We start from the raw sequence: 13,173 nt of genomic DNA, 5'->3' as shown, positions 1-13,173 counted from the left end.
CCGGAGTGGCAACGTGGAGACAGGGGGCAGGCAGTGGCGAGGTGGTCCGGATGCGCGGTTTTACGCATCTGCACGCCGTCTCCGGGTTCTCCCTGCGGTACGGCGCCTCGCACCCCGAGCAGCTTGTGGAGCGGACCGTCGAGCGGGGGATGGACGCGGTCGCCCTGACCGACCGGGACACCCTCGGCGGGGCCGTCCGGTTCGCCAAGGCCGCAGGTCAGGCCGGTGTCCGCCCGCTGTTCGGAGTGGATCTCGCGGTGCAGGCGCCTCCCGGGGCGGCTGGACGCACGGAACGGCGACGCACACCGGCTCGCGGTGGCGCCTTCGTCGACGAGTCGGCCCAGCGCGTGGTCTTCCTTGCCCGGGACGGGGCCCGAGGCTGGAGCGAGCTGTGCCGGCTGGTGAGCGCGGCGCATGCGGGCACCGCCGGAGACCGGCGCCCCCTGCTGTCCTGGGAGGCCCTCGGCGGGGACCACCTCACCGTGCTGCTCGGCCCCGCCTCGGACGTCGGCCGGGCCCTGGCCGCCGGGCGGCCGGACCGCGCCGCCCGGCTGCTCGCGCCCTGGCGGGAGCGGTTCGGGGACGCGGCGCTGCGCGTCGAGGTCGTCTGCCACGGCCGCAGCGGTACGGGCGCCGGTTCGCTCCGGCTCGCGGCCCGTACCCTCGGCTTCGCCGTGGACCAGAGGATCACGCCCGTCCTGAGCAACGCCGTACGCTATGCCGACCCGGGCCAGGGCCCGGTCGCGGACGTCCTGGACTCCGCACGCCGCCTGGTGCCGATCGATCCGCGCGGCGAGCGCGACTGCGGCGAGCGGTGGCTGAAGCCGGCGGCGGACATGGCCCGTATCGCCGGGCAGGTCGCCGAAGCCGCCGGATACCGCGCGGACACCGCCCGCCGGCTGCTCGAGGTCACCGCGGAGACCGCCGCCGCCTGCCGTGTCGACCCCGAGGACGACCTGGGGCTCGGCCGTGTGCACTTCCCCGAGCCGGAACTCGTCGGCGGCCACCGTCGCACCCCCGAACGGGTGCTGCGTTCGAAGTGTGCCGCCGCGATGGTGCTGCGCGGCTACGACCGCGACCGCCGCCGCTGGGCGCGGCTCGAGGACGAACTGCGTCTGATCGAGAGACTCGGATACGCCTCGTACTTCCTCACCGTCGCCCAGGTCGTCGCCGACACCCGCGACCTCGGCATCCGGGTCGCCGCCCGCGGCTCCGGCGCGGGTTCCCTGGTCAATCATCTCCTCGGGATCGCCACCGCCGACCCCGTGGAGCACGGTCTGCTCATGGAGCGTTTCCTGTCCGACCGGCGGACGGAACTGCCCGACATCGACATCGACGTGGAGTCCGCCCGGCGGCTGGAGGTCTACCGGGCGATCCTCGACCGCTTCGGCCCGGAACGGGTGGCCACCGTGTCCATGCCGGAGACCTACCGGGTGCGGCATGCCGTACGCGATGTCGGCCTCGCCCTCGGTCTGGCTCCAGCCGACGTGGACCGGCTTGCAAAATCGTTTCCTCACATTCGGGCCCGGGACGCCCGGGCCGCCCTGCGGGAACTGCCGGAACTGCGCGGCATCGATCCGGAGTCGTACGGTCCGCAGATGTGGGACCTGGTCGAGGCCCTGGACGCGCTCCCGCGCGGCATCGCCATGCACCCGTGCGGTGTCCTGCTCTCCGACGCGACGCTGCTGCACCGCACCCCGGTCATGCCGACCAGCGGCGAGGGCTTTCCCATGTCCCAGTTCGACAAGGAGGACGTGGAGGATCTCGGGCTGCTCAAACTCGACGTGCTCGGCGTGCGCATGCAGTCCGCCATGGCGCACGCCGTCGCCGAGGTCGAACGGGCCACCGGCCACCGCATCGACCTGGACGACGCGGCCCAGGTGCCGCCGGACGACCCGAAGACGTTCCGGCTGATCAAGTCCTCGCAGACCCTGGGGTGCTTCCAGACCGAGTCGCCCGGCCAGCGCGACCTCATCGCCCGGTTGCAGCCCGAGACCTTCCACGATCTCGTCGTCGACATCTCGTTGTTCAGGCCGGGACCTGTCGCGGCCAACATGGTCGATCCGTTCATCAAGTCCCGGCACGGGCGCCAGGCACCCCGCTGCCCCCACCCCGACCTGGAGCCCGCGCTGCGGGAGACGTACGGCGTGGTGGTCTTCCACGAACAGATCATCCGGATCCTGTCGGTCATGACCGGCTGCACCCCGGCCTTCGGCGACTACACGCGGCGGGCGCTGTCCAACGCCGACCAGCTCGGACGAGTACGGGCGTGGTTCGCACAGGAGGCCCGCGGGCGGGGGTACGAGGAGGAGGTCGTCGAGCGGACCTGGGAGATCGTCGAGGCGTTCGGGGCGTACGGCTTCTGCAAGGCGCACGCGGTGGCCTTCGCGGTGCCCTCGTACCAGTCGGCGTGGCTGAAGACCCATCATCCGGCCGCCTTCTACGCGGGACTCCTCACGCACGACCCGGGGATGTACCCGAAGCGGCTGTTGCTCGCGGACGCCCGGCGGCGGGGTGTGCCGATCCTGCCGCTGGATGTGAATGCGTCGGATGCCGCCTATCGAATCGAACTGGTGTCTGATGCGAAAGGGGGTCGGCCTGTTCACGGGCTCCGGCTCGCTCTGTGTGACGTGCGCGGGATGAGCGAGAGCGAGGCGGCGCGCATCGCGGCGGGGCGCCCCTACAGCTCGCTCCAGGACTTCGCCTCCCGGGCCCGGCCCTCCCGGCCCGTCGCCGAACGCCTCGCGCAGGTCGGTGCGCTGGACGCCTTCGGCCGCAACCGCCGCGACCTGCTCCTGCACCTCGCCGAGCTGCACCGCGGTGGGCGGAGCTCCGCGCAGGGCCAGTTGACGCTGGGGGAGGCCGGTGCCCACGGCACGGTCGCCCCCGCCGGCCTGCCCGACCTGGACGATGCCGAGCGCCTCGGAGCCGAGCTCGGGGTGCTCGGCATGGACGCCTCCCGCCACCTCATGGGCGATCACCGGGAGTTGCTGGAAGAGCTCGGCGTCATCTCCGCGAAGCGGCTGCAGGACCTGCCCCACGGCCAGGTGGTACTGGTCGCAGGGGCGAAGGGGGCCGTTCAGACCCCGCCGGTCCGCTCCGGCAAACGCGTCATCTTCACCACGCTGGACGACGCGACAGGCCTGGTGGACTGCGCGTTCTTCGAGGACAGCCACGAGGCCTGCGCGCACACCGTCTTCCATTCCTGGCTGCTGCTCGTGCGCGGGGTGGTGCAGCGCCGGGGAGGAGGCAGCGGCAAGGCGCTGTCGGTGACCGGCTCCGCCGCCTGGGACCTCACCGAACTGGCCGAGCTGCGCCGCGAGGGCGGCCTGTCGACGGTGACGGAACGCCTCACCCGGGCCGATGCGCCACCGGGCAGAGCCGCGGGCAGCCGGAGCCTCCGGCTGGAGACCGGTTACGCATTGCATCCCTGGGCGGATCTGCAGCCGCCCGGCGAGTCCGTCAAGCAGAGCCGCAAGCTGTGGCACCAGAGTCCCGGGAGCGCAGGGTGAACATCCTTTACATCCACTTCCACGACCTGTCGGACGAGCAGCTCTACGGCCGTCTTCTCGCCCTGCTGGCCGAGTACACCCCCCTGGTGCAGGCGCTGCCCCCGGACGCCGCGCTGGCCGATGTCTCCGGCAGCCTGCGCTACTTCGGCACGGACGCCACGGCACTGGCCGAGCGCATCCGAGCGCGCACGGGCGGGCTGTACGGGCTCCGTTCGACGGTCGGTGTCGCGGCCAACCCGCTGCTCGCCCGCATGGTCGCCGCCGGCGGCCCGCCCTCGGCGGTCCGCACCCTGCCCGACGACGTCGGCGCGGTCGCCGCCTTCCTCGAGGAGAAACCCTCCGCCGCCCTGCAGGGCGTGGGGCCGGCGACGGCCCGCACCCTGTCCTCGTACGGCCTGGACAGTGTCGGCAGAATCGCCGCCGCGCCACTCGGTACGCTGCAGCGCATCCTGGGCGCCACCGCCGGACGCCGGCTCCATGACGCGGCCCGCGGACTCGACCCGACGCCGGTGGTTCCCTCGGCCCCGCCCCGCTCGATGAGCGTCGAACACCGCTTCGCCCAGGACGAGCTGGACCGGGACCGGCAGCGCGCCGCCCTGCTCGCCCTCACCGACCGCCTCGGGCTACGGCTGCGCGGCGAGTCCCAGGTGGCCTGCGCCCTCACGCTCACCGTCCGCTACGCGGACCGCTCCACGACCACCCGCACTCGCACGCTGCACGAGCCCACCGCCCACACCCGCTCTTTGACGGCACTCGCCTACGACCTCCACGACCGACTCGCTCTGCAGCGCGCCCGCGTCCGTACGGTCTCTCTGCGGGCGGAGAGCCTGATCGCCGCCGAACGGGCCTCTCGCCAGCTGCTGTTCGAGCCGGCCGACGAGAAGGCCCGCCGTGTCGAGGCCGCCGCCGATCGCGCCCGGGACCGGTTCGGCGCCGAGGCGGTGCGCCCGGCGGGAACGGTGAGGTTCCATGTCGCCTGACCTGACGTCCTGACGCCCTGGCGTCAGTTGGCCCACGGCGGCACGATGCGGGTGCCGTCGGCCAGCCGCGCCTCCAGGCCGATCGAGGTGGTGACCCAGGAGCGCGCGGTCCGGTCGGTCGGGTTCTCGACGGTCAGGGTGGCGCCGGGATTGATGATCACCGTGTCGCCGGCCGCGATCCGCTCGGTGCGGCCGTCGAGAGTGATCAGCAGCTCGCCGTCGAGCAGGTGGAAGATCTCCTCCCGGCTGACCGTGTGCGCGGGTGCCTTGAGGCCGGCCGGGATCTCGCCGCGCCAGGCGCACAGCTCCTTGCTGCCGCTGCCGGGAGTGGCGTACGAGACGAAGCGGGCGCCGTGGATCTCGTGGATGACGGCTTCGGACGATCGGACGACGGGCATGAGGCCTCCAAAGTGGTCAAGCTTCTTGACTATATGGTCAAGCAGCTTGACCATCGCGTCAAGGGTGTTTCAATGCCCGTGTGCAGAACTCCGAGGCCATGGCCCTGTCCGCCACCCTGCTCGCCGTCGCCGGCAGGCTCACGCAACGCATCAACGAGGGGGTGATCGCCCGCGGTTTCGAAGGCGTGCGGCCCGCGCACGGCTTCGCCTTCGCCCGGCTCGCCCCGGACGGTGCGACGGTCACCGACCTCGCCGTCCATCTCGGGGTGACCAAGCAGGCCGCGAGCCAGCTCGTCGACGAGATGGTGCGCAAGGGGTACGCCGAGCGACGACCGCATCCGCGGGACGCGCGGGCGCGGCTGGTCGTGATGACCGAGCTGGGGTGGAGCTGCACGCGGGCCGCGGAGGAGGTGGCCGCGGAAGCGGTGCGGGAGTGGGCGGACCTGCTGGGGGAGCGGGAAGTGCGGACGCTGGCGGAGCAGTTGCTGCGGATCGCCCCGCGCGGGCCCGTGCGGCCCGCATGGTGAGGGCGCGCCGACCTGGGCCGGTTGCCCGCGCAAGTTTTTACTGACGCGTAACTTCCCAGTTTGGCTACTCGCCCGTAACTTGACGAATGAACAGCATCCCGTGATCCGGATCACAGGGCCCCGTGCCGTCGCCCCTCCCCCGATCCGCAAGGAGATCACCCGATGCTGCCCTGGAAACGAGCGCTCAGACCCCTCGCCGCGCTGCTGCTCACCGCCGCCGCCGTCACCGTCCCCGCCGCCACCGCCCAGGCCGCCGGTGCCCCGGACTCCGGCTGGAACGACTACTCCTGCAAGCCGTCCGCCGCCCACCCCCGCCCCGTCGTCCTGGTCCACGGCACCCTGGGCAACTCCGTCGACAACTGGCTGGGCCTCGCCCCCTACCTGAAGGTCCGCGGCTACTGCGTCTTCTCCCTCGACTACGGCCAACTCGAAGGAGTCCCCTTCTTCCACGGCCTCGGACCCGTCAAGAAGTCCGCCGGACAACTGAAGGATTTCGTGGACAAGGTGCTCGCGGCCACCGGAGCCGCCGAGACCGACGTCGTCGGACACTCGCAGGGCGGCATGATGCCCCGCTACTACCTCAAGTTCCTCGGCGGAGCCGACGAGGTGCACGCCCTGGTCGGTATCGCGCCCAGCAACCACGGCACCGACCTGAACGGCTTCACCAAGCTGCTGCCCTACTTCCCGGGCGCGGCGGACCTCCTCTCGAAGAACACCCCCGCCCTCGCCGACCAGGTCACCGGCTCCGCCTTCCTCGCCGAACTGAACGCGGGCGGCGACACCGTGCCCGGCGTGCGCTACACCGTCATCGCGACCCGGTACGACGAGGTGGTCACGCCGTGGCGCAGCCAGTACCTGAGCGGGCCGGACGTGCGCAACGTCCTGCTCCAGGACCTGTGCCCCGTCGACCTGTCCGAGCATGTGGCCGCCGGGCTGCTCGACCGGGTCGTCTTCCACGAGGTGGCCAACGCCCTCGATCCGGGGCGCGCCACACCCACCACCTGTCTGTCGGCCTTCGAATGACACGTGTCATCGTTTGACGTGTCGCTCGTTGACACGTGTCAGCGAAACGTTTCGGGGCCTGTCCGGCCTGAGCCGCCGGACAGGCCCCGAGTCATGGGGCGGTGGTGGGGGTCAGCGGCCGTGCCGGCCGCCGCTCACCGCCCGGCGCCGGGCCGAGAGGAACAGGGCCGAGGCACCCAGCGCCAGGGCCGCCGCGCCACCGATCGCGACATACGGAGTGGTGCCGTCCCCGCCGGTCTCGGCGAGGTTCTCCGTGGCACCGGCCACCTTGGGCCGGTTGGGCGCGGGCGCGGCGGCCTTCGGCCGGTCCGGCGCGGCCTGCTTCTTCGGGGCCGCGGCCGGTGCCGCCGAGGTGCGGGGGTCGTTGTCGCCGTGCCCGTGGTGCTCGATGGTCGACTTGGCGTTGCCGTCCTTGATCTGCTTCTCGCTGGGAGCCGAGGCGGACGGGGCGGGAGCCGCGGCGCCGCCCGCCGTGCTGCCCGCCGTGCCGCCGCCGAAGCTGACGTCCGAGCAGGAGTAGAACGCCTCCGGGCTGTCCGACCGCTGCCAGATCGCGTACAGCAGGTGCTTGCCGGAGCGCTGGGGCAGCTTGCCGGAGAAGGTGTAGAAACCACCGGCGGCGGCCGGGTCGGTGGAGGTCGCGACCGGCTTCGCGAGATCCAGGTCCTTCCAGGCGAGCGGCTTGGCCGGGTTGTAGCCGGGCTTGGTGATGTACACCTTGAAGGTGCCCTTGTGAGGGGCCGTCACGCGGTACTTGAAGGTGTGCGAACCGCTACGGACGCCGGTGGCGGGCCAGTCGCGGCGGGGGAGGTCCAGCCCCTTGAACTCCGCGTTGTTCGCGCTGCAGAGCTTGCCGTCCGGTATGAGCCGGCGGTGCCGGCCGCCCGCGTCGCCGATGCGGATGCCGTTCCAGTCGTAGAGGGCCTGGGTGCCACCCGCCGCGACCGCGGCCTTGCAGGCGGCCGACTTCGGGCTCTCGGGGCCTTCGGCGTAGCACTGCGAGACCCGGCTGACCGGGTCGCCCATCGAACCGTGCGCGGCGGCCGGGGTGGCGGTCAGCGCGGTCAGGGCGAGCGGGAGGCCGCCGAGGGCGGTGACGGCGGCGGCCGTGCGGCGTGCGGGCATGCGGGAACTCCTCGAAACGGTGCATGGGGCAGATCCGGGCCCGAGTGGGGCCGAATCCCGTGGGGTGGTTCGAAGTTAGCCCCCAAGAACCGTGAAATCGCCTGCTGGGAGCGGGTGGAGGAGATCCTTATGGCCCGCTTAAGGGAGTGTTCGGACTGGCATCAGGTAGGTACCGTCACGGCATGGCAGACGAGGAGATCCGGCCGGCCCGGGCCGCCGACGTACAGGTCGTCGCCGAGGTGGTCGACGCGGCCTTCCGCCCCTACGTCGAGCGCATCGGGCGGGTGCCCCAGCCCATGGAGGAGGACCACGCGTCGAACGTGGCCGCGGGCAAGGTGTTCGTGACGGGCGATCCCGTGACCGGGCTCGTCGTGGTCGAGGCGTTCGACGACCACCTCTTCCTCGACACCATCGCCGTCCACCCCGCCGCGCACGGCCGGGGAGTGGGGCGACGACTGCTCCGGTTCGTCGACGCGCACGCGCGCACGCTCGGCCTGCCCGAGATCAGGCTCTACACGAACGCGATGATGTGGGAGAACCAGCAGATCTATCCGAAGTACGGCTACGAACTCGTGGAACGCCGCGTGGACGGGCCCTACGACCGCGTCCACTACCGCAAGCGGCTGCTCTGAACGTCGCGTCTCATGACCGGCACCGGCCGCTCAGGCGTCCGGCCACCAGGTGCGTGCGATGTCCCTGCGGACCTCCGGGCGCCCGGCGGGGCGCTCGTCGGCCTCCTCGCGGACCCGGCGGACATCGGACTTCTTCAGGGGCTTCTGCACGGTCATACGGCGCATGGCTGCCTCCTTAAGGGTCTACCGGGTTCCGCGTTCTCACGGAGGTAGACCTTTCGGGGGAGGGTTACTCATCGCTCCTGGTCTGTCAGTGGCGGCAGTCACGATTCGAGTGTCAGTGGCGGGTGTCACCCTGGGGCCATGACCGAAGTGGACTGGGACGCCGAGGCCGCCTCCTTCGACGAGGAGCCGGACCACGGCCTGCGTGACCCCGAGGTGCGCCGCGCCTGGGCCGGACGGCTGCGGGACTGGCTGCCGGGGCGCGCGGGCGACGTGCTCGACCTCGGCTGCGGCACGGGCAGCCTGTCACTCCTCGCGTCCGAACAGGGCCACCGCGTGACGGGCGTGGACGCGTCACCGGCGATGGTGGCCCGCGCCCGGGAGAAGCTCGCCGGGCGCGACGCCGTGTTCCTCCTCGGCGACGCGGCGGCACCGCCGGTCGGGGAGCAGCGCTTCGACGCCGTGCTCGTCCGGCACGTCCTGTGGACCCTGCCCGACCCCGGCCGCGCCCTGCGGCACTGGTACGGGCTGCTGCGGCCGGGCGGGCGGCTCGTGCTGGTCGAGGGCGTGTGGGGGAGCGCCGAGCCGGTCGGCATACCCGCCGAGCGGCTCACCGGCCTGCTCGCCCCGGTCGCCGGGCGGGTGCGGGTGCAACGGCTCTCGGACGACCCCCGGCTGTGGGGCGGCCCGGTGACCGACGAGCGGTACGCGGTCGTCGTGCCGAGCGGTGGCTCAGGTCAGGAGCGTGGTGAAGTCGTCACCCTGGGCGAGTGACTCCAGTTCGTCGAGCGCGGCCAGTGCGGCCCGTGCCGCCTCCGGGTCCGACTCCGCGAGGCCGCTCTCGGCGAACTCGTCCTCGTCCAGGCGCCGCACGTCCGTGCCGTCCGCGGAGCGCCACAGGTCGAGGTCCAGATCCTCCACGACCAGCTCCGGTCCCGAGCGCCTGGCGGGGCGGGTGACGTCGCAGTACCAGCCCTTCAGCGCGCCCGTCGCGGAGCGCACCTCCTTGATCGCGTACCAGCGGTCGCGCCAGTAGTACTCCGTGAAGACGTCCCCGGACTCGAAACGGACGAAGCCGAAGTCGCGTACGCCGGAGCCCGCCCACGGAGCGCGGACGGCGACCCGCGTGCCGTCGTCCGACAGCAGCTCGCCCCGGTAACGGATCTTCGTACGGCCCGCCTTGACGAGCACGACGTCCAGCTGCGAGGCCCCGTCAGCCGAGTTCGCGGACATAGCGCACTTCCTTCGCACAGATCTCGTAGCCGAACCACGTGTTGATGGCGATCATCGGCTCGTTCCCGGCGTCGTTGCCGGTGAACGCCTCCGTGCACCCCGCCGCGCGGGCGCGGTGCAGCGAGTCGTTCTTGACGAGTTTCGCCAGACCCCGGCCGCGGAACTCCCGGGCGGTGCCGGTCATCGCGGTGCCGTAGCGGGAGCCGCCGTCGGTGTGCGCCACGCTGAAGGCGGCGGGGCGGCCGTCGACGACGGCGACGGTGGTGAGCTCGCGGTTCAGCAGCGGGTGCTTCCAGTGCTCCTCCAGCCAGGCCCCGTAGTCCGTGAACTCCACGTCGATGTCGCCCGGTTCGTCCGACGCCGTCGCCGCGTCCAGTTCGAACAGGGGACGGGGGTCGTCCTCGAAGTCCGCTGCGCTGCGCAGGACGACGCCGGCCGGCGGCTCCTGGCGGGGCGGGAGCGTGCCGCCCGCCAGGTCCAGGCGCAGGAAGAAGGCCGAACGGCTGGCCCGGAAGCCGTGCCGCTCGGCGAAGGCGCGGTTGTCCGGCTCGTCCAGGACCCAGGCGAACAGCTTCGTGACGCCCAGGCGTCCCAGACGCTCCTGTGCGGTGCGCAGCAGCAGCGACCCGGCGCCGCGGTTCCTGCGGTCGGGGCGTACGTAGATGTTGGCGGAGCCCTGGCCGGGTTCCGGGCTCTCGTGGGCGACGCCGACCTGGGCGGTACCGATGATCTCGCCGTCCTCCTCGGCGACGAGCTGCGCGAAGTGGGCGTCGGGGTGGCTGCGCGTCAGGGTGTGCAGCACGGACTCCGGCGTGGACAGCATGTACGGCAGGGCGAGGCGGCGGGTGCCGGAGAATCCCTCGGCGTCGGCTCGGACGTCGGGACGCAGGTCGCGCACGATCACGGTCATGGAGGCGCACGCTACGCGTGGGCCCGTCCGGGTGCCTCTCATTTTCCGGCGGGTGCGCGACAATCGGGCCTGTGACCTTGAAGATCGACATCGACGACAGTGCTCCGCCCTACGAGCAGGTGCGGGCACGGATCTCCGAGCAGGCACGGTCGGGCGCGCTGCCGGTGGGCTACCGGCTGCCGACCGTGCGGGGGCTGGCCGAGTCGCTGGGCCTCGCCGCGAACACGGTTGCCAAGGCGTACCGGGCGCTGGAGGCGGACGGGGTGATCGAGACGCGGGGCCGCAACGGCACGTTCGTCGCCGCCGCCGGCGCGGCGGCGGACCGCGAACTGGCGACCGCGGCGCAGGCCTACGTGGAGCGGGCCCGGCGGCTCGGGCTCACGGAGGCCGATGCGCTGGCGGCGGTACGGGACGCCCTCCGGGCGGCTTACGGGGAGTAGGGCGTCGGGCTGCCGGTCGGGGTGGGCCTTGTGCGGGGGCGTCGGGCTGCCGGTCGGGGTGGGCCTTGTGCGGGGGCGTCCGGCTGCGGGCCGGTGGGGGCTGTTCGCGCTCACGCGGCGGAGCCGCACATCGATACAGCCCCGCGCCCCTCACGGGCGTCGCCCTGGGGGCGCGGGGAACTGCGCGACCTGCCGGAACGGCGCCGCAGCCGACTTGCGGCCTTCCGCCGCACAGCGTCGTGGCGTGCGTTGCCGGGGCGCAGCGGAAGGTCCGGTTCAGCCGGCCCGCGTCAGCCGCTCGGGCGTCCGGGTGATGTCCAGCCCCGCGGACCTCCCGGCCCGTGCGAACGCCATCGCGTCCTCCACCGCCGCGCCGCCCGGGTCGTTGTTGAAGTACGCGTAGACGTCCTCGCCGTCGGTCCAGGTCGTGGCGATGCGGTCGAGCCAGGTGGCCAGCGAGCGGCGGCCGTAGCGGGGCCAGGGCTTGGCGCGGCCCTGGTGGAAGCGGACGTAGCCCCAGTCGGCGGTGCGCCACAGCGGGGTCGCCGGGCGGGCCAGCACGTCGGCCCAGCACAGGGCCGCACGCCGGTTCTCCAGGACACGCCGGACCTGCGGCGTCCACCACGAGTCGTGGCGCGGTTCGACCGCGACCCGGGTCGAGGCCGGGAAGCAGGCCAGACACGCCTCCAGCAGGCCCGGGTCGGCGCGCAGCGTGGGCGGGAGCTGGAGCAGCACCGGGCCGAGCCGGTCGCCGAGGCCCGCCGCGTGGCTCATCAGCCGGTGCACCGGCTCCTCGGGGTCCTTCAGCCGTTTGATGTGGGTCAGATAGCGGCTCGCCTTGACCGCGACGACGAAGTCGCCGGGCACCCGCCTCCGCCAGTCCTCGAACGTCTCCCGGGCCGGCAGCCGGTAGAAGGCGTTGTTGATCTCGACGGTGGCGAAGTGCCCGGTGTACTCCTCCAGCCAGAGCCGCATCGGCAGCCCGGACGGGTACAGGACGTCACGCCAGTCCTTGTACTGCCATCCGGAGGTGCCGACGAACAGGGTCATACACCCATCAAAACACCGCCGGGTGCCGGGCTCCTACAGATACAGGCCCGCGTCGACACCACCGCGCGGCTCGGGCAGGGCCGTCGGGGACGTGCCCCGGCGCAGCGCGTACAGCTCCGCCAGCGTCGCGCCCTCGCGGCCGACGCCGTCCTCCTGGCCCAGCCAGTTCACCGCCTCGGGCCGGGTCAGCGGGCCGACCTCGATCCGGGCGAGGCAGCGGCCGGGGCGGACCACGGCCGGGTGCAGGCGCTCCAGGTCCTCGTTGGTCGTGACGCCGACCAGCACGTTGCGGCCCTGGCCGAGCAGGCCGTCCGTCAGGTTCAGCAGCCTCGACAGCGCCTGGCCCGCCGTGTGCTTGGCCTCGCCGCGGATCAGCTCGTCGCAGTCCTCCAGGAGCAGCAGCCGCCAGCGGCCCTTGCCCGTCGCGTCCTCCTCACCGATGGCGATGTCCATGAGGTAGCCGACGTCGGAGAAGAGCCGCTCGGGGTCCAGGACGCAGTCCACCTGGCACCAGTCGCGCCAGGACCGGGCCAGGGTGCGCAGCGCCGAGGTCTTGCCGGTGCCGGGCGGCCCGTGCAGCAGCAGGAGCCGGCCCGCGATGTCCTCAGGGGTCGTCTTCATCAGGCGGTCCATGGCGTCCGCCACCGGCGCGGTGTAGTTGGACCGGACCTCGTCCCAGGTGCCCGCGGCGATCTGGCGGGTGGTGCGGTGCGGGCCGCGCCGCGGGGAGACGTACCAGAAGCCCATCGTCACGTTCTCCGGCTGCGGTTCGGGTTCGTCCGCCGCGCCGTCCGTGGCCTGGTCGAGGACCTTCTTCGCGAGTTCCTCGCTGGTCGCCGTCACGGTGACGTCGGCGCCCCGGTTCCAGCGGGAGACCAGCACCGTCCAGCCGTCGCCCTCGGCGAGGGTCGCGCTGCGGTCGTCGTCCCGGGCCACGCGCAGCACCCGGGCGCCGGGCGGCATCAGCGTCGCACCGGACCGCACCCGGTCGATGTTCACCGCGTGGGAGTACGGCTGCTCGCCCGTCGCGAAGCGGCCGAGGAACAGTGCGTCGACGACGTCGGACGGGGAGTCGGAGTCGTCGACGTTGAGCCGGATCGGCAGCGCCTCGTGCGGGTTTCCAGACATGCCGCCATGATCCGGCACGGGGACGCCGCGTGCACCCGGTTTCCTGGTGCCCG

The 13,173-nt window shown here is 72.6% G+C and carries 14 protein-coding genes; 7 read left to right on the top strand and 7 right to left on the bottom strand.

The features are described 5' to 3' along the window. Positions 1-50: 50 nt before the first annotated feature. Entirely contained in the window at positions 51-3,512 is a 3,462-nt protein-coding gene (locus tag ACIQU3_RS33220; protein WP_403929285.1) for a DNA polymerase III subunit alpha, read from the top strand. Then, positions 3,482-4,492 carry a DNA polymerase thumb domain-containing protein gene (locus tag ACIQU3_RS33215; RefSeq protein ID WP_403729078.1) on the top strand — a complete coding sequence of 337 codons (1,011 nt, stop codon included), beginning with the start codon at positions 3,482-3,484 and terminating at the stop codon, positions 4,490-4,492. The genes ACIQU3_RS33220 and ACIQU3_RS33215 overlap by 31 nt, the downstream gene beginning before the upstream one ends. A 23-nt stretch (positions 4,493-4,515) precedes the next feature. Here the strand turns inward: ACIQU3_RS33215 and ACIQU3_RS33210 are convergent, their stop codons facing one another. Further along, a complete protein-coding gene (locus ACIQU3_RS33210) occupies positions 4,516-4,890 on the bottom strand; it encodes a cupin domain-containing protein (protein ID WP_403729070.1) in 375 nt (124 codons plus the stop codon). An 80-nt stretch (positions 4,891-4,970) separates the two neighbouring features. On the opposite strand from ACIQU3_RS33210, the gene ACIQU3_RS33205 reads away from it, so the two are divergent. Next, positions 4,971-5,417: a MarR family winged helix-turn-helix transcriptional regulator gene (locus tag ACIQU3_RS33205; RefSeq protein ID WP_403929282.1), complete on the top strand. Its 447-nt coding sequence runs from the start codon at positions 4,971-4,973 to the stop codon at positions 5,415-5,417. Positions 5,418-5,579: 162 nt separating this feature from the next. Beyond that, a complete protein-coding gene (locus ACIQU3_RS33200) occupies positions 5,580-6,440 on the top strand; it encodes an esterase/lipase family protein (RefSeq protein ID WP_403929279.1) in 861 nt (286 codons plus the stop codon). A 111-nt stretch (positions 6,441-6,551) separates the two neighbouring features. Here the strand turns inward: ACIQU3_RS33200 and ACIQU3_RS33195 are convergent, their stop codons facing one another. After that, positions 6,552-7,565: a lytic polysaccharide monooxygenase gene (locus tag ACIQU3_RS33195; protein ID WP_403729057.1), complete on the bottom strand. Its 1,014-nt coding sequence runs from the start codon at positions 7,563-7,565 to the stop codon at positions 6,552-6,554. A 182-nt stretch (positions 7,566-7,747) separates the two neighbouring features. On the opposite strand from ACIQU3_RS33195, the gene ACIQU3_RS33190 reads away from it, so the two are divergent. After that, complete coding sequence (locus ACIQU3_RS33190; RefSeq protein ID WP_403929276.1) at positions 7,748-8,197, top strand: GNAT family N-acetyltransferase; 450 nt, start codon at positions 7,748-7,750, stop codon at positions 8,195-8,197. Positions 8,198-8,227: 30 nt separating this feature from the next. Here ACIQU3_RS33190 and ACIQU3_RS33185 read toward each other — a convergent pair whose 3' ends face one another. Continuing rightward, positions 8,228-8,362 carry a hypothetical protein gene (locus ACIQU3_RS33185; RefSeq protein ID WP_403729047.1) on the bottom strand — a complete coding sequence of 45 codons (135 nt, stop codon included), beginning with the start codon at positions 8,360-8,362 and terminating at the stop codon, positions 8,228-8,230. A gap of 138 nt (positions 8,363-8,500) precedes the next feature. On the opposite strand from ACIQU3_RS33185, the gene ACIQU3_RS33180 reads away from it, so the two are divergent. After that, on the top strand, positions 8,501-9,133 hold the full coding sequence (locus ACIQU3_RS33180) for a class I SAM-dependent methyltransferase (RefSeq protein WP_403729044.1): 633 nt from the start codon (positions 8,501-8,503) through the stop codon (positions 9,131-9,133). Here ACIQU3_RS33180 and ACIQU3_RS33175 read toward each other — a convergent pair. Together ACIQU3_RS33175 and ACIQU3_RS33170 are read right to left on the bottom strand one after the other, a co-directional pair. Continuing rightward, positions 9,092-9,592: a DUF402 domain-containing protein gene (locus ACIQU3_RS33175; protein WP_403729041.1), complete on the bottom strand. Its 501-nt coding sequence runs from the start codon at positions 9,590-9,592 to the stop codon at positions 9,092-9,094. The two genes, ACIQU3_RS33180 and ACIQU3_RS33175, sit on opposite strands and share 42 nt — an antisense overlap. Then, positions 9,573-10,502 (bottom strand): GNAT family N-acetyltransferase, encoded by a 930-nt coding sequence (locus tag ACIQU3_RS33170; protein WP_403729038.1) that lies wholly within the window; start codon positions 10,500-10,502, stop codon positions 9,573-9,575. Before ACIQU3_RS33170 ends, ACIQU3_RS33175 begins: the two co-directional genes overlap by 20 nt. Before the next feature lie 71 nt (positions 10,503-10,573). On the opposite strand from ACIQU3_RS33170, the gene ACIQU3_RS33165 reads away from it, so the two are divergent. Next, positions 10,574-10,942, top strand: coding sequence for a GntR family transcriptional regulator (locus ACIQU3_RS33165; protein ID WP_381432482.1), 369 nt, complete (start codon positions 10,574-10,576; stop codon positions 10,940-10,942). Between the two features lie 276 nt (positions 10,943-11,218). Here ACIQU3_RS33165 and ACIQU3_RS33160 read toward each other — a convergent pair whose 3' ends face one another. Next, a complete protein-coding gene (locus tag ACIQU3_RS33160; protein ID WP_403729033.1) occupies positions 11,219-11,992 on the bottom strand; it encodes a DUF72 domain-containing protein in 774 nt (257 codons plus the stop codon). Positions 11,993-12,025: 33 nt separating this feature from the next. Next, positions 12,026-13,120: a DUF5925 domain-containing protein gene (locus ACIQU3_RS33155; RefSeq protein ID WP_403729030.1), complete on the bottom strand. Its 1,095-nt coding sequence runs from the start codon at positions 13,118-13,120 to the stop codon at positions 12,026-12,028. Between the last annotated feature and the right edge of the window lie 53 nt (positions 13,121-13,173).

The organism is Streptomyces sp. NPDC101110 (assembly GCF_044759525.1).
Classification (GTDB): Bacteria; Actinomycetota; Actinomycetes; order Streptomycetales; family Streptomycetaceae; genus Streptomyces.
The sequence above is the reverse complement of the archived record's forward strand: the minus strand, read 5'-3'. Positions and strand labels throughout refer to the sequence as shown.